The sequence below is a fragment of the Pseudonocardia sp. genome (assembly GCF_025965585.1).
Taxonomy (GTDB): Bacteria; Actinomycetota; Actinomycetes; order Mycobacteriales; family Pseudonocardiaceae; genus Pseudonocardia.
Genome location: NZ_JAOPWR010000194.1, coordinates 1 through 21,760, shown reverse-complemented (window position 1 = coordinate 21,760; position 21,760 = coordinate 1). Strand labels below are relative to the sequence as shown.

Genomic DNA, 21,760 nt, shown 5'->3' with positions numbered 1-21,760 from the left:
GGCAGCCGGGCTGCGGTGGCTCGCCGTGCCGGACGCGCCGCCCGTTCCCGCGGTGCTGGACGTCGGCCCCGGTCGGCTCGTCACCACGTACGTGCCCGCCGGCACACCCGGCCGCGACGCCGCGGCGACACTGGGCCGCCGCCTGGCCGTCTTGCACGCGGCGGGGGCGCCGGCCTTCGGATCGCCTCCGCCCGGCGGTCCCGAGCAGGCGGGGATCGGACGGGCGCCGATGCGCAACGCCCCCGCGCCGTCCTGGCCGCAGTGGTACGCCACCGATCGCGTGCTGCCCTACCTGCGCACCGCCCACGACGCGGGCGACATCTCGACCGCGGACGTCGAGCGGGTCTGCGAGCGACTGCCCGAGCTCGCCGGCCCGCCCGAGCCGCCCGCCCGGCTGCACGGCGACCTGTGGTCGGGCAACGTGCTGTGGTCGACCGACGGGGCGTGGCTGATCGACCCGGCCGCCCACGGCGGCCACCGCGAGACCGACCTCGCGATGCTCGCCCTCTTCGGCTGCCCCCACCTCGACACCGTCCTGGGCGCCTACGACGAGGCCGCACCCCTGTCCGACGGCTGGAAGAGCAGGGTGCCGCTGCACCAGCTCTTCCCCCTGCTCGTGCACACCGTCCTGTTCGGAGGCGGGTACGCGGGGCAGGCGCTGGCAGCGGCCCGCGCGGCACTGCGAGCAGCCTGACGCCCGCGAGTCGGCATACCCCGGGCGCGAGTCGACACAGATCGTGCGCGAGTCGACACGAGCGGGCCCGCGGGTCGGCGCATCGAGGCGCGCGAGTAGGGCTGTGGGGCCCGCGAGCCGCGGGTCGGGTGACCGCGAGCCGGGGCGTCGGGGCGCGTGAGTCGCGCGCTCTGTGCCCGTCCGGGGTCAGTTCGCGACGCCGAGGATGGACCACCCCAGGTTCGGGAAGCCCGACGCCTCCGCGACCTTCGCCGAGCCGACGTTGCTGTGCGCGTGGAGGTAGGTGGGCACGGCGCCCTCGTCGAGGACACGCCGGGCGGCTTGCGCCACCAGCCGCCGCGCAAGCCCCATGCCGCGGGCCGCCGCGGCCGTGACCACGGACAGCTCGTGGCCGTGCTCGTCGTGCCGCTTGATGCCGACGCCCGCGAGGTGCTCGCCGGTGTCGGGGTCCACGGCCACCAGCACGTCGTGGCCGAAGGGGCGCAGCCACCGGAAGAAGCCGCCGTCGATCTTCGCGGCGGCGGGGACGCACGAACCGTCGTCGCCGGCGGCGATCGCCGCGGCCACCGCGGGCTCGGCCGCAGGCGGCACCGACAGCACGCCGCCCTCGGGCGGGGTCACACCGATCACGGCGTGCACGAGGCCGTCCCATCCGGGCTCGACCCGCTTGGGGGAGCCCACGACGGTCAGGCCTGGCCCAGCTCCGGGCCAGCGGCCCAGCCAGCTCAGCAGATGGGCGGTGAGCCGCGGGTCGTCCACGTGTCGCAGTAGATCACGGCACCCGGTGGCGGGTCGGGTCGGCGAACCCGCCGTGCGGGGCCGGCGACATCGCGGCGGTGGACCGCGACCTCGCCCACCCCGCCGTGGCGACTCGCGCACGACTCGCGCACCGTCCTGTGTCGACTCGCGCGCCTGTGGCCCGGGCGCGGGTCGGCTCAGGTCGTGGTGAGGAGCTCGGCCAGGGACTCGCAGAGGGCGTCGGCCAGGACGTCGACGTCGGGCATCGCGTCGCGGTCGGCGGTGAGGCCGTAGTGCACGCCCCCGTCGTAGGACGTGATGCCGATCGCGACCGCCTGCCCGCCGCCCAGCGGCACCACCGGGAACATGTCCAGCATCCGCGCACCCATCGCGTAGAGGGGACGGGGCGGGCCGGGCACGTTGGTGACGAGCACGTTGTAGAGGCGGCTCGAGTACTGGCTGGCCAGGCGCGCCCCGAGGCTGTGCAGCACCGGCGGGGCGAGCCCCACGAGCCCGACCAGCGCCGCGGCGCCGACGGCACGTCCGCTGCGCTTGTGGGCCTCCATCGCGTCGCGGACCGTCTCCAGCCGGACCAGCGGGTCGTCCTCGGCGACGGGGAGGTCGACGAGATAGGCCGAGATGCTGTTGCCGCCGGCCCCCGCACCCTTCCGCGCGCGCACGCTGACGGGCACGAGGGAGCGCACGACGGTGCCCTCCGTCAGCGGCTCGCCGCGGCTGATCAGCCAGCGCCGCAGCCCACCCGTGACGACCGCGAGCACCACGTCGTTGACGGTGCCCCCGTGCGCCTTGCGGACGGCGCGGTGGTCGGCGAGCGAGGTGCGCGCCATGCCGTAGCGGCGCTGGGCCCCGGTGGCGGCGTTCAGCGCGGGCACGGGCCGGGAGGTCGCGGTGGCCCGGCCGGTGGACACCAGGCCACCGACCGTGCGCCCGACCGACGCGGCGGTCTCCCGCACGTCCGTGACGGCCCGGCCCGCGACGTCGAACACCACCCGGGGGCGGCGCAGCGCGGCGACGGTGGCCGACGCGGCCAGCTCGATACCGGACGGCTCGCGCGCCGGCTCCCAGTCGTCGGACGGGGTCTCGCGCGGCTCCGGTGTGAGGTCCAGCAGCACCGACCCGATGTCCATCGAGGCCAGCCCGTCGACCATCGCGTGATGGGTCTTGGTGACGACCGCGAGCCTGCCGTCGGCCAGCCCCTCGACGAGGTAGACCTCCCACAGCGGTCGCTGGCGGTCGAGCTGACGGGCGAGCAGCCGCCCCACCAGCTCGCGCAGCACGCCCTCGGTGCCCGGCGGGGCCAGCGCGGCGTGGCGGACGTGGAAGTCGATGTCGAAGTCGGGGTCGTCCACCCACACCGGGAGCCCGAGCCCGCCCGGCACCTCCCGCACCTTCTGCCGGTACCGCGGCACCAGCGGGAGACGGTGCTCGATCAGCTCCGTGAACGCGGCGACGTCGAACGGCCCGTCCTCGGGGGGAGCGAACGTCATCACGGCCCCGACGTGCATCGCCGCTGTGCGGTGCTCGGCGTAGAGGAACGAGGCGTCGAGCGGCGAGAGACGGTCGGGCAACCATGCCCTCCTTCGTCAGGGTCGTGCGCGGATATCGTGGCCTGGGCGACGATATCCGCGCACGACCGGCGGAGCGCCTACTTCCAGCCGCGCCACGGGAAGCCGGACCGCCCGCGCTCCTCCAGCTTCACGCCCAGCACCTGGTGGAGCTGGATGTTGTCGCGTTCGAAGCCCAGCCGGCAGGCGGCCATGTAGAGCCGCCACACCCGGGCGCGTCCGATGCCCACGTCGGCGACGGCCTCGTCCCAGTGCTCCTCGAGGTTGTCGCCCCAGGCCTGCAGCGTCTTGCCGTAGTGCTCCCGGAAGTTCTCCTCGTGGCGCACCTCGAACCCGGCCTCGTTCATCTCCGTGACGAGCAGCCCGATCGGCTCGAGCTGGCCGTCGGGGAAGACGTAGCGGGCGATGAACGGGTCGAGCTTGCGCTTCTTGGGTGCGTGCGGCTGCGTGATGCAGTGGTTCAGCAGCCGTCCGCCCGGACGCAGCCGCGCGTGCAGCGACGAGAAGTAGCTGCGCAGCTGGTCCTTGCCGATGTGCTCGGTGAGCCCGATGGAGCTGATCGCGTCGAATTCCGACTCGGGCGCGTCGCGGTAGTCGAGGTGGCGCACCTCGGCGAGCCCGCCGAGGCCCCGGCGCTCGATCTCGGCCTGCGCCCACTCGGCCTGGTTGCGCGACAGCGTCACGCCCAGCGCCTTCACGCCGTGCTCGGCCGCGGCGTGCATGACCATGCCGCCCCAGCCGCAGCCCACGTCCAGCAGCCGCATCCCGGGCTCCAGCGCGAGCTTCTGCGCGACCAGCTCGAACTTGGTGGCCTGGGCCTCCTCGAGCGTGGTGGTGTCGCTGTCGTACACGGCGCACGTGTAGGCCATCGACGGGCCGAGCACCCACTCGTAGAACTGGTTGGAGACGTCGTAGTGGTGCGAGATCGCCTTCTTGTCCCGCGCCTTGGAGTGCAGCCGGCCCGGCGGCCGGTACTCCAGCTCCGGCGCGGGCCGGCGGTGCCGCAGCCAGATCGGCAGCATCTTGCGTGCGAGCCGCATCTGGTCGCCGCGCGTGATGTCGTTGAGCGTGAGGTCGGCCATCGCGTTGAGGACGTCGTACAGCTCGCCCTCGACCTCGATCTCGCCCTCGACGTACGCCCGCGCCAAACCGAGCGTTCCCGGGGCCGTGGCCAGCCGGGCCAGCGCCCGCGGCGAGACGATCCGCAGAGCCACCTCCGAGCTGTCCGGCCCCGCCTTGCTGCCGTCGTAGGCGATCACCCGCACGGGGACGTCTGCCCCGACGACCCCTGCGATGATGTCAGCGACCTGCATCATGCCCTCCCTGATCCGGTCACCTTCGAGTAGAGATCGGGCAGCCGTCCGTGCGGGTCGTAGCGCCCCTTCAACGCACGGTAGGCAGGCCCGTTGTAGTGCTCCCAGAACTCACGCTCGTCGTAGTGGACGGTGGAGTACAGGGATTTGTGTCCCCCCAGCTCGGACACCAGTTCCTCGATCCGGCGGTTGTGCGCCTCCGGTTCCCCCGGCTTCTCCGGAACCGACGACCAGAAACCCACGTTCACGTACAACTCGTCCGGCTTCATGGGGTAGAGCGGCCAGGTCCGCTGCCCGCGCAGCCGCACCGGGCACAGCCACACCGGCTCGATCCCGATGTCGCGGTGGAACGCGTGGAGGAACTCCGCCAGCCGGTCGACGGGGATCTCGACGTCCTGGATCACGGGCTCCTCGGGCGGGTTGCCCGTCAGCGTGCGCAGCCGGTTGCTGAACCCGGTCCGCCGGTCGAGCGCCACCAGCCGGCGATAGACGTCGGAACGCCGGTAGCGGCGCGGCCACAGCGCGCGGATCACGGGGTTCTGCACCCCGAGCGCGCGCGAGCACCAGAACCAGTCGGTGTCCCAGCGCCAGATGTAGTCCTCGATGGTGAGGACGTCGCCGGCGCGGGTGTCGATGGAGCGGTAGAAGATCTGCTGGCCGGTGTAGTCGCTCGGGCCTGCCGCGCCCGGCTCGTCGGTGAACCAGCCCAGCGTCAGGTACTGGTGGCCGTCGGCGAAGACCGTCCCGTCGACGAAGTCCGGTGCGTCGGACGCGTCGACGTCGCACGCCTCGACGATCGCCTTCTCGAGGCCTGCGGTCTCGACGCGGCGGTGCTCGAGGCGGACGTAGGGCTCGACGGCCTGCACGTCGATCACGATGCGCAGCGCGTAGCCCAGCGTGCCGTAGGAGTTGGGGAAGCCGTGGAAGAGCTCGGCGTGCTCGCCCTCCGGCGTCACGGTGATGACGTCGCCGTCGGCGGTGAGGATGTCCATCTCGCGCACCGACTCGTGCGGCAGCCCGTGCCGGAACGACGTGGACTCGATGCCCAGCCCTGTGACCGCCCCGCCCAGGGTGATCGTCTTGAGCTGCGGCACCACGAGCGGCATCACGCCGCGGGCGAGGCAGGCCGCGACGAGGTCCTCGTAGGTGGTCATGCCCTGGACCTCGGCGGTCAGCCCGACCGGATCGACGGAGATGACGCCGGTGAGGTCGCTCGTGTCCAGCCGCTCGGCAGGTGGCGCCCCGAACCGGAACAGGTTCGACGACTTCTTCCCCAGTCGCATCCGGGTGCCCACCGGGAGCTCGCGGTAGCGCCGGAGGAGATCGGCGACGGCCGCGGCATGCGTGGCAGGGGACACCAGCGGCGGTGCGTTCAGAGGTGTTCCGACCACGCTCATTGTCGAGACGCTAGTCCGACCGGTGCGGCCATCCCAACCTCTCGGTCAGGCCCTTTCGTCACACCGGGTGCGGTACCGCCCGATTCGTCCTCTTCCTCCGCAAAGAGATCAACCGGCGGTGACCGCATGGTCATGATCTGAGTATGTCGTGTCCAACACGCATCCCGCTCAGAACGTCACGTTCCCCGCGGCCTGCGGCACAGCCCACGGCTACATCGCGCTCCCCGAGCCCGGCACGCGGTCGGCTTCTGCGAGGCCGGCGGCTTCGTGCTCGTCCTCGCCGCGCAGCAGGGCGACCGGATCGTGCAGGGCGAGATCACCTGGAACCGCACGCTGGAGTTCCTCAGGGCCGACGTGCGCCGACGATGCGCGCGATTCTGCGTCCTCGCACCCTCCGTGGAGGGTGCGAGGACGCGAAACGGCGCGCAGATCGAGGAGGCCTGCGTCAGGCCCGGGAGAGGCGGCCCCGCACCAGCGCCGGCAGCGCCGAGACGCCCGTGGTCGGACGGAAGGCCTCCGCCGCCGCCGTGAGGGCGGCGTGCTGCTCGTCGGTGAGGGCGATGTCGGCGGCCGCCGCGTTGCTCTCCACCTGCGCGACGCTCGACGCGCCGGGGATCGCCACCACGTTCGGCATGTGCACCAGCCAGGCCAGCGCGATCTGCGACGGCGTGGCGTCGTGGGCGGAGGCGATGTCGCGCAGCAGGTCCAGCAGCGGGCGCGCGGCGTCGAGGTTCTCCGGCAGGAACAGCGCGTTGGCCGCCCGGACGCCGCTCGTCGGCCGGTTCGCCGCGGAGTAGCGCCCCGACAGCAGTCCCTGGCCCAGCGGGCTGTACGCGATCACGACGTGCCCGGTGCGCTGCGCCCAGGGCAGCATCTCCGCCAGCGGGTCGCGCGCCACCAGGCTGAACTGCACCTGGTTGGACAGCACCTTCCCCCCGTACTCGATCTCGGCGCGGCGCCACCGTGGCAGCCCGTAGTTCGACACGCCCACCTGGTCGACGACGCCCACGTCGTGCAGCGCCCGCATGCCGCGCATGGTGGTGCTGTCCTTGATCACCGGGTTGGGCTGGTGCACCTGGTAGAGGTCGATCTGCTTCACGCCCAGGCGATGCGCGCTCGCCACGCCGCGCTGCTCCACGACCGCCGCGGTCGGCCACAGCGGGAAGACCTTGGTCGCCACGACGACACCGTCGGTGCCGCCGGAGGCGCGCAGGGCCTCGCCGAGGATGCGCTCGCTGCGCCCGAAACCGTAGATCTCGGCCGTGTCGAACACGGTGACGCCCAGCTCGCGGGCCCGCGCGACGATCCGCGCCGCCTCGCCCTGGTCGTAGTCGGCGCCGTACCCCCACTCTCGGGAGCCGAACTGCCACGTGCCGAGGCCGATCACGGAGTACCGCTTCGCGGTGTCGAGCTCCAGATAGCGCATGCCACCAGTCTTACCCCGGCACGGCCACGTCCGTGCGCGTCAGCTACCGGATCTCCAACCGGCGTGCGACGCCCCAGGCAGGCACCTCACCCTCGGTGTGGATCCGGCAGACCCCGCCCGACGGGGCCACCCGCGGCCCGATCGGACCGTCGCGGGGTTACCGGTGGGTATGTGACACTGCGCTCATGGATCGCGACATCTTCGACGCCGAGCACGACGCCTTCCGCGACCTGGTTCGCACCTTCCTCACCAAGGAGGTGACGCCCTTCCACGACCAGTGGGAGGCCGACGGACAGGTCGACCGCGCCGTCTGGAGGGCCGCGGGCGCCGCGGGCCTGCTGGGCACCGACGTGCCGGAGGAGTTCGGCGGCGGTGGCGTCGGCGACTTCCGCTACAACGCGATCCTCACCGAGGAGATCGCGCGCGCGGGCACGAGCGGGCTGGGCTTCCCCCTGCAGAACGACGTGATCGCGCCCTACCTGCTGCGCCTGGCCGACGACGAGCAGAAGAAGCGCTGGCTGCCGGGCTTCTGCTCCGGCGAGATCATCACCGCCATCGCGATGACCGAGCCCGGCACCGGCTCGGACCTGCAGGGCATCGCCACCACCGCCCGCAAGCAGGACGACGGCAGCTGGATCCTCAACGGGTCGAAGACCTTCATCACCAACGGCATCCACGCCGACCTGGTGATCGTCGTCGCCAAGACCGACCCCGACGCCGGCGCCCGCGGGTTCAGCCTGCTCGTCGTCGAGCGCGGCATGGAGGGCTTCGAGCGCGGCCGCCGCCTCAAGAAGGTCGGCATGAAGGCCCAGGACACCGCGGAGCTGTCGTTCACCGACGTCCACGTGCCCGCCGCGAACCTCCTCGGCCAGGAGGGGCAGGGCTTCATCTACCTCATGCAGAACCTCGCGCAGGAGCGGCTGTCGATCGCCGTCGGCTCCATCGCGGGCGCGGCGCAGGCCCTCGAGCTCACCCTGCGGTACGTCAAGGACCGCACGGCGTTCGGCAAGCCCGTCGCGGCGTTCCAGAACACCCGGTTCGAGCTGGCCGAGATGGACACCGAGATCACGGTCACGCAGGTGTTCGTGGACCGCTGCATCCGCCAGCACGTCGAGGGCGAGCTGTCGGTGGCCGACGCCGCCAAGGCCAAGTGGTGGGCCTCCGACGTGCTCAAGCGCGTGGTGGACCGCTGCGTCCAGCTGCACGGCGGCTACGGCTACATGCTGGAGTACCCGATCGCCAAGGCGTTCGTAGACTCCCGCGTGCAGGCCATCTTCGGCGGCACCAACGAGATCATGAAGGAGATCATCGGAAGGTCGCTGATCGGGTAGTCCGCGGCACGGACGCGTCGGCCATGCGGTAGACCCTGCGCATGGCTTTCCGGCTCGCTCCCCACGAACGGGGCTTCTACCCGCTCTTCACCCGCGCCGCGGAGAACATCGCCGTCGCCGTCGAGGGACTCGCCAAGGTGGTGGCGGCCGAACCCGCCGAACGCGCCGCGCTCGCCGCGCTGGTGAAGGACGCCGAGAACGTGGGTGACGACCTCACCCACGAGATCTACCTGAAGCTCAACTCCACGTTCGTCACGCCGTTCGACCGCGAGGACATCTACCGCCTCACCGGCGCGCTCGACGACGTCGTGGACGCCATCGAGGAGGCGGCCGACCGGATCGTGCTCTATCGGCTCGGCACACTCCCGCCCGGCGTCACCACGCAGGTGGAGGTGCTGTGGAGGGCGGCGGCGGCCACGGCGGAGGCGATGCCGCTGCTGCCGACGGTGGAGAAGATGCGGGACTTCACCGTGCACGTCAACTCGCTCGAGGACGAGGCCGACGTCGCGTACCGGACGCTGCTCGGCGAGCTGCTGAACCCCGCCGAGGACGCCACCCCGGTGGACGTGCTGACGGTGCTGAAGCTCAAGGAGGTCGTCGAGACCCTCGAGGAGGCCGCCGACGCCTTCGAGACCGTCGCGAACACCATCGAGAGCATCGCCGTCAAGGAGTCCTGAGTGGAACTCGTCGCGATCGTCGTGGTGATCGTCGTCGCCCTCGGCTTCGACTACACCAACGGCTTCCACGACGCCGCCAACGCCATCGCCACCTCCGTCGCCACCCGGGCGCTGACGCCGCGCGTCGCGCTCGCCATGGCGGCCGTGATGAACCTCGTCGGCGCGTTCCTCGGCACCGCGGTCGCCTCCACGGTCGGCAGCGGCATCATCGACGCGCCGCGGGGCGGGGCCGGGCTGCTCGTGGTACTGGCCGCGCTGATCGGCGCGATCGCCTGGAACCTCGTGACGTGGCGGCTCGGGCTGCCGTCGTCGTCCTCGCACGGCCTGATCGGTGGCCTGGTCGGGGCCGCTCTTGCGTCGTCGGGCACGGTGCGGTGGTCCGGCGTGGTCGAGAAGGTGATCATCCCCATGGTGGTGTCACCACTGGTCGGCTTCGCGCTGGCCGCGCTGGTGATGATCGCGCTGCTGTGGATCTTCCGACGGGGTCGCCCCGCCCGGCTGACGCGCGGCTTCCGGCACGCGCAGACCGTGTCGGCCGCGGCGATGGCGCTCGGCCACGGGCTGCAGGACGCCCAGAAGACGATGGGCGTGATCGTGCTCGCGCTGGTGGTCGGCGGCTACCACCATGGGTTCGACGTGCCGTGGTGGGTCATCCTGCTGTCGGCGGGCGCCCTGTCGGCAGGCACCTACTCCGGTGGCTGGCGGATCATGCGCACGCTGGGGCGGCGGATCATCGACCTCGACCCGCCGCGGGGGTTCGCCGCCGAGGTCACCGCGTCCGCGATCCTCTACGTCACCGCGTTCGCCTTCGCCGCGCCGATCTCCACCACCCAGACGATCACGTCGGCGATCCTCGGGGTGGGCGCCACCAAGCGGATCTCGGCCGTGCGCTGGGGCGTGGCGGGCAACATCGCCGTGGCCTGGGTCCTGACGATCCCGGCCGCGGCGCTCGCCGCCGCGGTGGCCTACTGGCTGCTGCGGCTCGTCACCGGATCGCTCTGACCGTGCGACGCGCGGTTCCTGATATGTGGTGGACCTGCGGCGCGGGACATCAGCCCCGGGCCGTGCAGGCCTTCTCCACGGCGTCGACGGCGGCGAGGATCCGGGTGACGTCGAGCTTCACGGCGTCCTTGGCGGGGTTGCCGCCCGGGGGCAGGCCCGCCTTGCCCTGGGCGTCCAGGTCGTCGATGGACTTCACCAGCTCGGCCTGAGCCGCGATCAGCGCGGGATCGGTGAGCCCGGGCGCGGAGGCCTTCTGTCGGGAGTCCAGCAGCAGCAGCGCCACCGCGGCGGGCAGCACCGGCTGCTTCTGGGCGACGGCGGCGATGCCGCGGACGGTGTCGGCGGTCCCCGTGTCGGCCGCGCAGGCGGCGGCGTCGGGGCTCGTCGGGGCCGTGGTGTCGGGGGCGGCGCCGACGCTCGGGACGGCGAGCGGCGCGGATGGCGCCGGGGTGCTCGGCGCGCTGCAGCCGGCCAGGCCCACCAGCAGCGCGGCCACCGGGCCGATCACCGTGACGGCGGCGCGGCGGACGGAGCGCGTCACACGATCACGCTCGCCTTCACGCGGGCGCGCTCACGCGCGACGTCGATGCCGGTCTCCGGGAACTCCGGCTCCAGCTCCAGCTCGGCGAGGGTCTCCGCCAGCAGCGCGGCCACGGCCCAGTTGCGGTACCACTTCCGGTCCGACGGGATCACGTACCAGGGCGCGGAGTCGGTGTCGCAGAACCGCAGCGCGTCGGTGTAGGCCTCCTGGTAGGCGGGCCACTTGCATCGCGCGTCGAGGTCGGCCGGGTTGTACTTCCAGCGCTTGACGGGGTCGTCGAGGCGCGCGAGCAGCCGCTCCTGCTGGGCCTGCGACGAGATGTGCAGCATGCACTTGAGGATCGTGACGTCGTGGCCGGCCAGCTCGGCCTCGAACGCGTTGATCTCGTCGTAGCGGGCCCGCCACACGTCCTCGGGCACGAGGGAGTCGACCCGGGCGATCAGCACGTCCTCGTAGTGGGAGCGGTCGAACACGCCGATCTGGCCCGCCTTCGGGGTCTCCTTGCGGATCCGCTGGAGGAAGTGCTGCGCCCGCTCCTGCTCGGTCGGCTTCTTGAACGACGCGATGTGCAGCCCCTGGGGGTTCACCAGGCCCGCGACGTGCCGGATGACGCCGCCCTTGCCCGATGTGTCCATGCCCTGCAGGACGAGGAGCACCGAGCGGGTGCCGTCGACGGTGGCCTCGGCGTAGAGGGCGTCCTGCAGCCCCTCGAGCCGGGCGGCCAGGTGCACCATGTCCTTCGCCGCCGCGGTCTTGTCCTTCGGCCCGACAGGCCGCGACCGCGGGTCGACGGCCGTCAGATCGGGCTCGGCGGACACCCGGAACTTCTCACGTACGGACTTGGCCACGAGCTCAACCTAGTGGAGTGCGCCCGGTCCGATCCCCGATCCCGGTGCCTCAGCCGCCGGTCCGGACCGCGTCCTGCTCCTCGTGGCGGCCGTGGTCCTGGTGCTCGTCGTGGTCCTGCGGCTCCTCCTCGGGGGACGTGACGACGGTGAGGTCGATCTCCAGGCGGAACGGCTCCTCGACGTGCAGCACCGCGCCCGCGTTCGCACGCGCGTACTCGTGGTAGCGCCCGCCGATGATCATGTTGGCGACGGCGAACGGGACGTCGTGGTCCACGAGCAGCGAGTACGGGATGCGGCTGCGTGCGTAGAGCTGCGGCTTGAACGAGCGGTCCACGGCCCCGTGGTGGTCGCCCACCACCTCCAGCACCATCAGCGCGTCGGCGGCGTCGACGACCTCGGTCGCAGCAGGGGCGCCGTCCCCGCCCTCCCCCTCCCCGTCCGACGGCTCCTCCTCGGGTGCCGCGGCCTCCTCGACCGCGCGGGTCACGACGAGATCGGGAGCCAGCACGCAGTCCGGTCCCAGGCGCAGCGGCACCGGTCCCACCACCCGCAGCCCGTCGGGCAGCGCCGCCTCGACGGCCTCACGGACGCGGCCGACCACCCGGCGGCGTTCGCCGGTGGTGCCGGGCCCCACGAGCAGGGCGCCGTCCACCAGCTCGACGCGTCCGTCGTCGGGGGCCGATGGGTTCCGGCCGGTACGGGACAGCCCGAGGTAGGACTCCTCGGTCCAGGGCCCCTCGTGGTCGAACACGGGATGGTCCACAGCCGCACCTCTCACCTCGTCGCAGGCCGACATGGTGGCACGGGGACGCACGTGGCAGGCATCGGTGAGCTGACGGCACCCCTGCGGGCACCTCAGCGGTCGGCGATCCCGCCGATCGGCACGACCAGCGGCGACCCCGCCACCGGGTCCTCGATCACGCGCGCGGCCAGCCCGAACACCTCGGCCAGCAGCTCCTCGGTGATCACCTCGCCGGGCTCCCCCGATGCCACGACCCGCCCGGCGCGCATGGCCACGAGCCGGTCGGCGTAGCGCGCGGCCAGGTTGAGGTCGTGCAGCACCATCACCACGGTGCGCCCGGCCTCGCGGTGCAGCCTGCGCACCAGCTCCAGGACGTCGACCTGGTGGGCGAGGTCGAGGAACGTGGTGGGCTCGTCGAGGAGCAACAGGTCGGTGCCCTGCGCCAGTGCCATGGAGATCCACGCGCGCTGGCGCTGGCCCCCCGACAGCTCGTCGACGGGACGCTCGGCGAGGTCGGCGATGCCGGTCCACTCCAGCGCCGTGGCGACGGCCTCCTCGTCGTCGGAGGACCACTGCCGGTACCAGGCCTGGTGGGGATGACGGCCGCGCGCCACGAGGTCGGCCACGGTCAGCCCCTCCGGCGCCGTCGGGGCCTGCGGCAGCAGCCCGAGCACCTTCGCCACCTCTCGTGTGGGGATGCGGTCGATACGCCTGCCGTCGAGCAGCACCTCGCCGCCGCTGGGCCGGAGCAGCCGGCCGAGCGCGCGCAGCAGCGTCGACTTCCCGCAGCCGTTGGGGCCGATCACGGCCGTGACGGTGCCCGCGACGACGTCGAGGTCCAGCCCGTCCACGACCATCCGGTCCCCGTACCCGAGGCGGACGCGCTCGGCCCGCAACCGGGCGGCGCCGGAGGTGGGGGTGGTGACGAGCTGGGTCATGCGCGGGCCTCCCGGCCGTGACGGGCGATGAGGAGCAGCAGGTAGGGGGCGCCGAGCACGGCCGTCACGATGCCGACGGGCAGCTCGGTGGCGCCGAAGGCGGTGCGTGCGAGCAGGTCGGCGAGCACGGTCAGAGCCGCCCCGACCAGCAGCGACGCCGCGATGGGCGGCCGCGCGCCGCCGACCAGCCGCTGTGCGACCTGGGGCGCGACGAGCGCCACGAACGCGATCGGGCCCGCCGCGGCCGTGGCCACCGCTGCGAGGCCGACGGCCACCACGATCAGCGCGCTGCGGGCCCGGTCGACGCCGACGCCCAGCCCGCGGGCGGTGTCGTCGCCGAACTGGAGGGCCCCCATGACGTGCGCGAGCAGCAGCGCGGCCGGTACGAGCACGACGAGTGCGATGCCGACGGGCACGACGTCGTCCCAGCCCGCGCCGTTGAGGCTCCCGTTGAGCCAGGTGTAGGCGCGGGCGGCCTCGAAGACCTGCGCCACGACCAGCAGCCACTGCACGACTGCCAGCAGCATCGCGTTGATCCCGATGCCGATCAGCACCAGCCGGAAGCCCTGCACCCCGTTCCGCCGGGCCAGCAGGTAGATCGCCCCCGCGGTGAGCAGGCTGCCGGCGAGCGCGGCGAGCGGCAGTCCCGCTGTGGCGAGCAGGCCACCGACGACGCCGAACCCCCCGCCGAGCACGATCACGAACACGGCGGCGGCGCTGGCCCCGGCGGTGAACCCGATGACGTCCGGGCTGGCCAGCGGGTTGCGGGCGACGGTCTGGGTGAGCGCGCCCGCCACCGCGAGCGCCCCTCCGACGAGGACGCCGGTGAGCGAGCGCGGCAGCCGCAGCTCCAGCACGATGAACTGCTGACCGGGTTCGCCGCCGCCGGCCAGGGTGGCCAGCACCTCCCCCACGCCGATCGGGTACTCGCCGCGACCGACGTTCAGCGCGACGCCGAGCACCGTCACCACGACCGCGACGGCGAGCACCACCACTGTGCGGGGCCGCCACACCACGGACACGGGCCCGACCCGCAGGGCGGGACGCCCGGCGACCCGGGCGGGCGGCCGGTCCAGCACCGGGCCCATCAGACCGCCACCATCTTCCGGCGCCGCACCAGCCACACGAAGAACGGTCCGCCGACCAGCGCGAGCACGATGCCGACCTGCAGCTCCCCCGGACGCGCGAGGACGCGGCCGAGCACGTCGGCGGCCACGAGCAGCACCGCGCCGGCGAGCGCCGAGACGGGCAGCAGCCAGCGGTGGTCGGGGCCGGTGAAGCCGCGCACCACGTGCGGCACCACCAGCCCGACGAACGCGACGGGCCCGCACGCCGCGGTGGCGCCGCCCGCCAGCAGGGTGATCGCGACGATGCCGACCACGCGCGTGCGCAGCACCGAGTGGCCCAGGGAGCGGGCGACGTCGTCGCCGAGGGCGAGGGCGTTGAGGGCGGGGGCGCCGGCGAACGCGATCACCGCGCCCGCGAGGAGGAACCAGCCGACCTGGCCTGCGACGGCCGCGTCGCGCCCGGCGAGGGAGCCCACGGCCCAGAAGCGGTAGGCGTCGAGGGTCTGCACGTCGACGAGGATCACGGCCGAGGTGAGCGCCGCGAGCAGGGCCGAGACGGCGGCACCGGCCAGCGCGAGCGTCACCGGCGTGGGCCCGCCGCGCCCGGTGGAGCCGAGCGCGAAGACGACCACCATGGCGACCAGCGCGCCCGCGAAGGCGAACCAGACGTAGCCGTAGAGGCTCGTGACGCCGAACGCGTAGATGCCGACCACCACGAGGAACGCCGCGCCCGCGTTGACGCCGAGCAGGCCGGCGTCGGCGAGCGGGTTGCGGGTGTGGCCCTGGATCAGCGCGCCGGACAGGCCGAGCGCGGCCCCGACCATCACCCCGAGCAGCGTGCGCGGGATGCGCAGCGCGCGCACCACGATGTCGTCCGCGGTGCCGGTGGGCGCGACGAGGGCGTCCCAGACGTGGTCGAGCGGGATGGCCTTCGCGCCGAGCGCCACGCCGGCCACACAGGCCACGATCAGCACGACGACCAGCGCCGACAGGCCCAGCAGCCGTCTGCGCCGCAACCGGGAGCCGGACGGTGGCACGGGCGGGGCGGCCCGGGAAGCCGTCACCACCATCGGGTGTTCCTCCACGGTCCGTACGGTCGCACGAGATCACCATAGGTGAGGCTGCCCTTCCTGACTACGTCCCTCTGGGCGGTGGCGGCCCCCACGTGCTGGGATGACCGTGTGATCCCCCTCGCACCCGGCCCCGGCACCGGCGACCTCGACGCCGCCGCTCTCCGCGAGCACTACGCCTACCCGGAGGGCTTGTCGGCACCGTGGGTCCGCGTGAACTTCGTGTCCAGCATCGACGGCGCGGTCTCGGTGGACGGCACGTCGGGCGGGCTGGGCTCCGACGCCGACAAGCAGGTCTTCGGCGTGCTGCGCGAGCTCGCGGACGTGGTCCTGGTCGGCGCCGGCACCGTCCGCGCCGAGGGCTACCGGGGAGCGCGGAAGGACACCCGGGGCCGTGACACACCGCCGCCGATCGCCGTCGTCACCGGGTCGGCAGATCTGGACCCCGGCAGCCGCCTGTTCACCGACACCCGCGTCCCGCCGATCGTGCTGACGCTCGGCTCGGCCCCGCAGGGGAAGCTCGACCGGCTGGTGGCCGCGGGCGCCGATGTCGCCGTGCTCGACACCCTGACCCCCGACGCCCTGCTCGCCGAGCTGGCCCGCCGCGGGCTGTACCGCGTGCTGTGCGAGGGCGGACCGTCCCTGTTCGGCGCGCTGACGGCCGCCGACGCCGTCGACGAGCTGTGCCTGACGGTGGCCCCCCTGCTCGCCGCGGGCACAGCGGGCCGCATCGCCCACGGCCCCGAGGGGTCGCCCGCGCGGCCGTTGACGCTGGTGGGGGTCCTCCGGGCCGAGGACACGCTCCTGCTGCGCTACCGTCGCGTTGCTCCGATCGAGTGACTTGGCGGGAGGAACCGCCGGGTACCCACGTCCGAAGAAGCGAACATCGAGAACGCGAACCACGAAGGAGCAGCGATGACCACCCCCACCCCCACGGTCACGACCCCGGCCGGCACCGTCGGCTCGCCCGCCCGCCTCGCGGACGACACCGCGCAGGGCAAGACCACGATCGCCGCCTCCGTCGTCCAGAAGATCGCCGGCATCGCCGCGCGCGAGATCTCCGGCGTGCACTCCATGGGCGGCGGCCTGTCCCGCACCTTCGGCGCCATCCGGGAGCGCATCCCCGGTGGCGGCACCGGTGCTGCCAACATCGCCGGTGTGCAGGTCGAGGTCGGCGAGAAGCAGGCCGCCGTGGACCTGGACATCGTCGTCGAGTACGGCGCGTCGATCGTCGAGCTCGCGCGCGCCGTGCGCCGCAACGTGATCGCCGCCGTCGAGCGGATGACCGGCCTCGAGGTCATCGAGGTCAACATCGCGGTCAACGACATCCACCTCCCCGAGTCCGACGACCCGGAGGAGCTCCCGGTCGTTCCCACCCCCGCGCGGGTCGAGTAGTCCTCCCGTTCAGCCGACCGGAAGACTTGGCAGACCGGAGGACTGCTCGAGATGAGCGCCCCACCAGGGAGCAAGCCGTGACCGTCACCGTCGTCCCCGATCCCGCCGACCCGGTCCCGCTCGCCGAGCAGGTCGCTGCCGTGGTCACCGCACACCCGGCCGTCGCCGGGCTGCACGGCGGGATCTACGGGGCGGTCGCCACCTACCTGCCGGGCCGTCGGCTCACCGGCGTGCGCATCGGCGAGGGCGACGAGCCCGTCGAGGTGGCGGTGGTGCTCCGTCTCGGCCACCCGATCCCCGGCGTCGTCAGCGCGCTGCGCCGCGAGGTCTCCGCCATGTGCGGCGGTGCGGCGGTGGACATCACCGTCGCCGACATCGCCGTCCCGGCCGATCTCGAGCCCGCCGCGGGCGCGCCCGCCGGCGGGTCCCGCTGAACCGGCCGTGGACGAGCAGGAACGCGCCGCCTTCCGCGCCTTCGTGCGCGACAACCACCCGGACCGGGGCGGTGACCCGGCCGTGTTCGTGGCCGGGCTCGCCCGGTTCCGGGCGGGACCGGAACACGGCTCCCCGGCCCCGTCGGCGTCGGGGGCCGACGGGACCGGCGACGCGTACTCCGATCCCGAGGATCCCCGATGGGACGCCCCGATCGAGATCCTCACCCCGTTGCCCGCACCCGTGCGGGTGGCAGTGGCCCTGATCCGCACGATCCGCTGGCACCGTCAGCGGCGCGTGCAGTAGAACACCCACTCTTTCCCAGGAGAACCCCATGAACGCCACCCGGACCGGCCTGCTGGCCGGTCTCATCCTCGGCGCGGCCGGATCCATCGGCGGCTTCGGCCCCTTCCTCATCACCCTGATCGTCGGCATCGTGGGTCTCGTCATCGGCATGGTGCTCGACGGCAACCTGGACGTCAGCGGCGTCCTCGGCCGGGGCAAGGACAGGTGAGCGAGCCCGCCGCGGACCTCGAGGAGCGCGGCACGCTCGACATCGCGCCCGTGGTCCTGCGGAAGATCGTCGAGCACGCGGCCGACCAGGTGCCAGGCACCCTGCGCCACGAGCGCCGACTCGCCGGCATCGACGTCGGCGAGTCGGGCGCCAGCGCCAAGATCGTCACCGGCTCCGGTGACCCCACCGCCGTCGACGTCCGGCTCGAGCTCACCCTGCAGTACCCCGCGTCCGTCCGCGGCGTCGTCGACGCCGTGCGCGTCCGGGTGGGCGAGGAGCTCGCGCGCATCTCCGGGCACCACGTCCGCGCGCTGACGGTCACGGTCGCCGGACTGCGCGGCGCCCCTGCCGCCGCCTCACCGCGCCTGCAGTGACCCCGCACCCCCCTCGCCAACCCTGAAAGGAGTGCCGGCATGCGCGTACTGCTCCGCATCCTCGCCCCGCTGCTCGGACTCGCACTGGCCGCGGCCGGCGTGCTGTTCGTCATCGAGGTCGTCGCGGCGTGGGGGCGCCCCGCCGCCACCACCACCGGCCTCGTCGTGCCGTGGCCCGACTGGCGCGTCACGCTCGAGACCCTCAGCTGGGCCGACACCCCCGTGCCCGCCATCGCGATCGTCGTCGCCGTGATCGGCCTGCTGCTGGTGCTGCTCGGCATGTCGGCGCGCCGCGCCGACATCCACCTCGAGGGACCGGGCCCGGAGATCACCGTCACCACTGCCCCCCGCGTGCTGGCCCGGCTGGTCGGCACCCGCGTCCGCGCCACCGACGACGTCGCCGCCGCCACCGTCACCGCGTCGGCCCGCAAGGTCTCGGTCTCCGCCCAGTCCTGGAACGACGCCACCCCCGAGCTGCGCTCCACCGTCGACTCCCGCGTCGGCGAGCTGCTCGACGAGCTGCCGCTGCGCCGCCGGCCCCGCGTGTCGGTGTCGCTGCAGGAACGGAAGGGAACCCGATGAGCCGGCTTGCGAGCGAACCATCAGCACAGCGCCTCCGCGCTGAGGCGTCTCCCGACGGGTCGGCCGAGCGCAGCGAGGGCGTGCGATGAGCACGCCCGTCGACCTCGGCAAGGAGACCGGCACGCAGCTCCCGGCGACCACACCGGCGCCGGCCACCCCCGCGCCCGCCAAGCTGCGCCGCCGCTCCCGTTCGGCCGTCGCGCGCTCCGCGGGCGGCGACCGGTGGACGATGGTCGTCGTCGGCCTGGTCATGCTCGCGGGAGGCGTCCTCGTCGCGCTGCTGTCCCACGGCGTGTTCGGCACGGCGCGCGCCGGGCGTCCACTGCTCGACCCCATGATCGTCGACACGCTCCGCGCCCAGCCGCTGGCGTCGCGGATCATCGCGATCGTGGCCGGTGTCGTGCTGGTGCTGCTCGGGCTGATCTGGGCGTCCAACTCGGTGCGCCCGGAGCCCCGTCCCGACCTCCTGCTCGACGGCGGCAAGGACACGTCCATCGTGATCAGCTCCTCGGCCGTGGCCGACGCCGTCGCCACGCAGGCGGGCGGCCTGCCCGGTGTCGGGCGCGCCCGGGCGCGGATGGTCGGCGCGGCCCGGGCCCCCGCGCTGCGGCTCACGCTGTGGCTCGCCGACGACGCCGACGTCCGCGACGTGATCGAGCGGCTCGACGAGCAGGTGCTCGCCTGCGTCCGCACGTCGCTCGGGCTCGCCGCGCTGCCGGTCGCCGTCCGGCTGGAGCTCGACCGGTCCCAGTCGACCCCGCGCGTCGCCTGACCGGCCCGTTCCCGCCGCCCGTCCCCCGTTCACGGGGGCCACACCGCCGCTGCGGCAGGGTCCCGGACGGGCACGATCGGCGGGGAGGGTACGTGGCACGGCGGCACGTGAGGGTTCGCGTGGCTCTCGCCGCGGCACTGGCACTCGTCGCGCTGCTCGCCGGGTGCTCGGTCGGGCCGTCGGGGCGGCCCCCGGTGGCCGTGCGGGGCGACACCATGCCGCAGCCCTCGGCCGCCCCCGGCACCACCGCGCCCACCCCCGACACGCTGCCCGACCTCGAACCGCAGAACGCCTCGATCCCGTTCTACGACTGCACCGCCGACACGCTGGCCGCGCTGCCCACCCCCGTCCCCGCAGGCCGCTCGCTCCGGTTCGAGTGCGGTGAGTTGGACGTGCCCGCCGATCCCGGCGACCCCCGGGGCGCCGCCGTCTCCGTGGGCCTGTTGCGGGCCGGCCTCGCCGACGCCCCCGAGACCCGCCCGCCGCTGCTGGTGGTGGGCGACAGCGCCGGCGACGCGTCCGCGCGGGTGGCCGCGCTGCTGGCCGAACAGGTCTCCCCCGACCTGCTGGCGCAGTACACGCTCGTCGGGATGGACCGCCGCGGCGCCGGCGTCGACCGGCTGGACTGCGCCCCGTCCGACGCCCGTGCCGCGCTCGTCGACGCCGACCCGGCCGCCACCTCCACCGAGGCCCTGACCGGCCTGCTCGACCAGGCCCGCGCGGTGGTACAGGAGTGCAACCTGACGGTCGACACCGGGCTGAGCAGCTACAGCACCGCCACCTCGGCGACGGACGTCGACCTGGTGCGGTCCGCGCTCGGCGTCGGCCGGCTGTCGGCCGTCGGTGTGGGCGACGGTGCCGGTGCGCTCGCCACGTGGGCGGGCGCCGCGCCGCAGTCCGTCGGCAGGCTCGTGCTCGACGACCCGCCCCAGCCGGGCCTCGACGAGCCCGGCCGCAGTGAGGCGCAGGCGAAGGCCGCCGAGACCGCCTTCGACGCCTTCGCCGTGTCCTGCACCGCGCTGCCGGCGTGCCCGCTGGGTGCCGCGCCGCGCACCACCGTCACGGCGCTGCTGCAGGCGCTGCGCGCCCGGCCGCTCGCCACCGCCGACGGGCGCAGGCTCACGGCGGGCTCGGCCGTCGTCACGCTGCGGGCCGAGCTGGGCGAGCCCCGCGGCTGGACGGCGCTGGCGGCGGCCCTCGCCGCCGCCGGACGGGGTGACCCCGCTCCGCTGCTGGGCCTGCTCGACCCGCTGGCCGGCCCGCGCACCCGGTTCGACGGCGCGCTCGCCACCTCCTGCAACGACTCCCGGCGCCGGCTCTCACCCGCGGAGATCTCGGCGCTCGCCACCCGCTGGAGCAGCTCGTACCCGCTGTTCGGCGGCTCCGCCGCGCTGGGGCTGCTCGACTGCGCGCCGTGGCCCACCGGGGGCCTCGCATCGGTCGCGCCGGCCGCAGGCGGCGCACCGCCGATACTGGTGATCGGCGCAGCGGGCGATCCCCGCGACCCCCTGGACGGCTCGCGCCGCGCGTCCGAAGCGCTGCCGTCGGCCCGCTTCCTGAGCTGGCAGGGCACGGGCACCGGCGCCTACCCACGCACGCCGTGCGTCACGGCCGTCGTCGACGGGATGCTCGTGGACGGCACGGTGCCGCAGGCGGACACGCTCTGCCCACCCTGATCAGGTCCAGCCTGATCAGGTCTCGCAGTACTTCTGCTGGGCGATCGAGACCACGGTCTTGGCCTGCTTGCTGTCGACCGTCGGCAGCACCGCGGGCAGGGCGCGCGCCAGGGTGGCGGCGTCGGTGCCCCGCGCGAGCTGCTGGCAGATCACGGCGGCGGCCTCGGTCTCGGACTGCCCCGAGCCGCTCGTGGGCACGTCCGCGGCGCGCAGGGCCTTCAGGTAGGCGACGGCCTTCGGGCTGGTCGGGTCCGCGGAGGCGTCGGGGTCCGTAGTGGGCGCCGCGGCCACGGAGGCCGCCGCCGGGGCCGACTCGGTGACCGCGGCCGGCGTCGGGGTGGGGGAACCACCGACGATGTCGGCCACGATCGCGGCCACCGCGATCACACCGCACACCGCGGCCGCCGCCACGACAACCCGCCCGCCCCCGCGCACGCGGCGCACCAGCTTCAGTACGGGGTTGGCCGCGCCCTGGGCGGCCTCGCGACGCGACCGGCGCGACGAGTGCGAGCCCCTGGCGCCGTCCGACCCCGAACGCCGGTCATCGCCGTCGCCCAGGCCGATGACCTTCGTCTCCGGGTCGCGCGTGGCCTCCAGCGCCACGGCGGCCGCGGCCTCCTGCGCGCGCCGGCGCGCCGCACGGCC

At 73.9% G+C, this 21,760-nt stretch carries 25 protein-coding genes; 13 read left to right on the top strand and 12 right to left on the bottom strand.

What is annotated here, in order from left to right:
* Window positions 1-694 (top strand): fructosamine kinase family protein (locus JWR81_RS12480; RefSeq protein ID WP_297650785.1); only part of this gene is annotated, 694 nt, incomplete at its 5' end.
* Between the two features lie 186 nt (window positions 695-880).
* Here the strand turns inward: JWR81_RS12480 and JWR81_RS12475 are convergent.
* The 5 genes from JWR81_RS12475 to JWR81_RS12455 form a co-directional block, all read right to left on the bottom strand.
* Window positions 881-1,453, bottom strand: coding sequence for a GNAT family N-acetyltransferase (locus JWR81_RS12475; protein WP_297650783.1), 573 nt, complete (start codon window positions 1,451-1,453; stop codon window positions 881-883).
* A 176-nt stretch (window positions 1,454-1,629) separates the two neighbouring features.
* On the bottom strand, window positions 1,630-3,021 hold the full coding sequence (locus JWR81_RS12470) for a wax ester/triacylglycerol synthase family O-acyltransferase (RefSeq protein WP_297650781.1): 1,392 nt from the start codon (window positions 3,019-3,021) through the stop codon (window positions 1,630-1,632).
* Window positions 3,022-3,098: 77 nt separating this feature from the next.
* The gene (locus JWR81_RS12465; RefSeq protein WP_297650779.1) at window positions 3,099-4,331 is read right to left on the bottom strand and encodes a cyclopropane-fatty-acyl-phospholipid synthase family protein; all 1,233 of its coding nucleotides are present in this window, start codon (window positions 4,329-4,331) and stop codon (window positions 3,099-3,101) included.
* Window positions 4,331-5,728, bottom strand: coding sequence for an FAD-binding oxidoreductase (locus JWR81_RS12460; RefSeq protein ID WP_297650777.1), 1,398 nt, complete (start codon window positions 5,726-5,728; stop codon window positions 4,331-4,333). Before JWR81_RS12460 ends, JWR81_RS12465 begins: the two co-directional genes overlap by 1 nt.
* A gap of 445 nt (window positions 5,729-6,173) precedes the next feature.
* A complete protein-coding gene (locus tag JWR81_RS12455) occupies window positions 6,174-7,154 on the bottom strand; it encodes an aldo/keto reductase (protein ID WP_297650775.1) in 981 nt (326 codons plus the stop codon).
* A 185-nt stretch (window positions 7,155-7,339) separates the two neighbouring features.
* Between JWR81_RS12455 and JWR81_RS12450 the strand changes: the two genes are divergently transcribed.
* Genes JWR81_RS12450 through JWR81_RS12440 form a run of 3 tightly spaced genes read left to right on the top strand, consistent with a single transcriptional unit; the run spans window position 7,340 to window position 10,164 of the window.
* Window positions 7,340-8,485, top strand: coding sequence for an acyl-CoA dehydrogenase family protein (locus JWR81_RS12450; RefSeq protein ID WP_297650773.1), 1,146 nt, complete (start codon window positions 7,340-7,342; stop codon window positions 8,483-8,485).
* A gap of 41 nt (window positions 8,486-8,526) precedes the next feature.
* Complete coding sequence (locus tag JWR81_RS12445) at window positions 8,527-9,162, top strand: DUF47 domain-containing protein (protein WP_297650771.1); 636 nt, start codon at window positions 8,527-8,529, stop codon at window positions 9,160-9,162.
* On the top strand, window positions 9,163-10,164 hold the full coding sequence (locus JWR81_RS12440) for an inorganic phosphate transporter (protein ID WP_297650769.1): 1,002 nt from the start codon (window positions 9,163-9,165) through the stop codon (window positions 10,162-10,164). It begins immediately after the preceding gene.
* A gap of 49 nt (window positions 10,165-10,213) precedes the next feature.
* On the opposite strand, the gene JWR81_RS12435 is transcribed toward JWR81_RS12440, so the two are convergent.
* From JWR81_RS12435 to JWR81_RS12410, 6 genes are all read right to left on the bottom strand, one after another.
* Entirely contained in the window at window positions 10,214-10,705 is a 492-nt protein-coding gene (locus JWR81_RS12435; RefSeq protein ID WP_297650767.1) for a hypothetical protein, read from the bottom strand.
* Entirely contained in the window at window positions 10,702-11,553 is an 852-nt protein-coding gene (locus JWR81_RS12430) for a PPK2 family polyphosphate kinase (protein ID WP_297650765.1), read from the bottom strand. The genes JWR81_RS12435 and JWR81_RS12430 overlap by 4 nt, the downstream gene beginning before the upstream one ends.
* Before the next feature lie 49 nt (window positions 11,554-11,602).
* Complete coding sequence (locus JWR81_RS12425) at window positions 11,603-12,316, bottom strand: Uma2 family endonuclease (protein WP_297650763.1); 714 nt, start codon at window positions 12,314-12,316, stop codon at window positions 11,603-11,605.
* A gap of 92 nt (window positions 12,317-12,408) precedes the next feature.
* Window positions 12,409-13,233 carry an ABC transporter ATP-binding protein gene (locus JWR81_RS12420; RefSeq protein ID WP_297650761.1) on the bottom strand — a complete coding sequence of 275 codons (825 nt, stop codon included), beginning with the start codon at window positions 13,231-13,233 and terminating at the stop codon, window positions 12,409-12,411.
* Window positions 13,230-14,321 (bottom strand): iron chelate uptake ABC transporter family permease subunit, encoded by a 1,092-nt coding sequence (locus JWR81_RS12415; protein WP_297650759.1) that lies wholly within the window; start codon window positions 14,319-14,321, stop codon window positions 13,230-13,232. Before JWR81_RS12415 ends, JWR81_RS12420 begins: the two co-directional genes overlap by 4 nt.
* Complete coding sequence (locus JWR81_RS12410; RefSeq protein WP_297650790.1) at window positions 14,321-15,370, bottom strand: iron chelate uptake ABC transporter family permease subunit; 1,050 nt, start codon at window positions 15,368-15,370, stop codon at window positions 14,321-14,323. The genes JWR81_RS12415 and JWR81_RS12410 overlap by 1 nt, the downstream gene beginning before the upstream one ends.
* A gap of 114 nt (window positions 15,371-15,484) precedes the next feature.
* Between JWR81_RS12410 and JWR81_RS12405 the strand changes: the two genes are divergently transcribed.
* From JWR81_RS12405 to JWR81_RS12365, 9 genes are all read left to right on the top strand, one after another.
* Window positions 15,485-16,210: a pyrimidine reductase family protein gene (locus JWR81_RS12405; protein WP_297650787.1), complete on the top strand. Its 726-nt coding sequence runs from the start codon at window positions 15,485-15,487 to the stop codon at window positions 16,208-16,210.
* A 75-nt stretch (window positions 16,211-16,285) separates the two neighbouring features.
* Window positions 16,286-16,765, top strand: a complete 480-nt coding sequence (locus JWR81_RS12400; protein ID WP_297650757.1) for an Asp23/Gls24 family envelope stress response protein — start codon at window positions 16,286-16,288, stop codon at window positions 16,763-16,765.
* 77 nt (window positions 16,766-16,842) lie between these two features.
* On the top strand, window positions 16,843-17,199 hold the full coding sequence (locus JWR81_RS12395; RefSeq protein WP_297650755.1) for a hypothetical protein: 357 nt from the start codon (window positions 16,843-16,845) through the stop codon (window positions 17,197-17,199).
* Between the two features lie 7 nt (window positions 17,200-17,206).
* Window positions 17,207-17,503, top strand: coding sequence for a hypothetical protein (locus JWR81_RS12390; protein WP_297650753.1), 297 nt, complete (start codon window positions 17,207-17,209; stop codon window positions 17,501-17,503).
* A gap of 28 nt (window positions 17,504-17,531) precedes the next feature.
* Complete coding sequence (locus JWR81_RS12385; protein ID WP_297650746.1) at window positions 17,532-17,711, top strand: hypothetical protein; 180 nt, start codon at window positions 17,532-17,534, stop codon at window positions 17,709-17,711.
* Window positions 17,708-18,085 carry an Asp23/Gls24 family envelope stress response protein gene (locus tag JWR81_RS12380; protein ID WP_297650744.1) on the top strand — a complete coding sequence of 126 codons (378 nt, stop codon included), beginning with the start codon at window positions 17,708-17,710 and terminating at the stop codon, window positions 18,083-18,085. The genes JWR81_RS12385 and JWR81_RS12380 overlap by 4 nt, the downstream gene beginning before the upstream one ends.
* Window positions 18,086-18,124: 39 nt before the next feature.
* Window positions 18,125-18,667: a DUF6286 domain-containing protein gene (locus JWR81_RS12375; RefSeq protein ID WP_297650742.1), complete on the top strand. Its 543-nt coding sequence runs from the start codon at window positions 18,125-18,127 to the stop codon at window positions 18,665-18,667.
* Between the two features lie 85 nt (window positions 18,668-18,752).
* On the top strand, window positions 18,753-19,439 hold the full coding sequence (gene amaP / locus JWR81_RS12370; RefSeq protein ID WP_297650741.1) for an alkaline shock response membrane anchor protein AmaP: 687 nt from the start codon (window positions 18,753-18,755) through the stop codon (window positions 19,437-19,439).
* A 119-nt stretch (window positions 19,440-19,558) separates the two neighbouring features.
* A complete protein-coding gene (locus JWR81_RS12365) occupies window positions 19,559-21,115 on the top strand; it encodes an alpha/beta hydrolase (RefSeq protein ID WP_297650739.1) in 1,557 nt (518 codons plus the stop codon).
* A 15-nt stretch (window positions 21,116-21,130) separates the two neighbouring features.
* Here JWR81_RS12365 and JWR81_RS12360 read toward each other — a convergent pair.
* The coding region (locus JWR81_RS12360; protein ID WP_297650737.1) for a DUF732 domain-containing protein at window positions 21,131-21,760 on the bottom strand (630 nt) is incomplete at its 5' end.

Bases quoted from the DNA above. Each gene is read 5' to 3' on its own strand.
- JWR81_RS12465 (WP_297650779.1), bottom strand. From the start codon at position 4,331: ATGCAGGTCGCTGACATCATCGCAGGGGTCGTCGGGGCAGACGTCCCC.
- JWR81_RS12460 (WP_297650777.1), bottom strand. From the start codon at position 5,728: ATGAGCGTGGTCGGAACACCTCTGAACGCACCGCCGCTGGTGTCCCCT.
- JWR81_RS12455 (WP_297650775.1), bottom strand. From the start codon at position 7,154: ATGCGCTATCTGGAGCTCGACACCGCGAAGCGGTACTCCGTGATCGGC.
- JWR81_RS12450 (WP_297650773.1), top strand. From the start codon at position 7,340: ATGGATCGCGACATCTTCGACGCCGAGCACGACGCCTTCCGCGACCTG.
- JWR81_RS12445 (WP_297650771.1), top strand. From the start codon at position 8,527: ATGGCTTTCCGGCTCGCTCCCCACGAACGGGGCTTCTACCCGCTCTTC.
- JWR81_RS12420 (WP_297650761.1), bottom strand. From the start codon at position 13,233: ATGACCCAGCTCGTCACCACCCCCACCTCCGGCGCCGCCCGGTTGCGG.
- JWR81_RS12415 (WP_297650759.1), bottom strand. From the start codon at position 14,321: ATGGGCCCGGTGCTGGACCGGCCGCCCGCCCGGGTCGCCGGGCGTCCC.
- JWR81_RS12410 (WP_297650790.1), bottom strand. From the start codon at position 15,370: ATGGTGGTGACGGCTTCCCGGGCCGCCCCGCCCGTGCCACCGTCCGGC.
- JWR81_RS12400 (WP_297650757.1), top strand. From the start codon at position 16,286: ATGACCACCCCCACCCCCACGGTCACGACCCCGGCCGGCACCGTCGGC.
- JWR81_RS12385 (WP_297650746.1), top strand. From the start codon at position 17,532: ATGAACGCCACCCGGACCGGCCTGCTGGCCGGTCTCATCCTCGGCGCG.
- JWR81_RS12375 (WP_297650742.1), top strand. From the start codon at position 18,125: ATGCGCGTACTGCTCCGCATCCTCGCCCCGCTGCTCGGACTCGCACTG.
- amaP (WP_297650741.1), top strand. From the start codon at position 18,753: ATGAGCACGCCCGTCGACCTCGGCAAGGAGACCGGCACGCAGCTCCCG.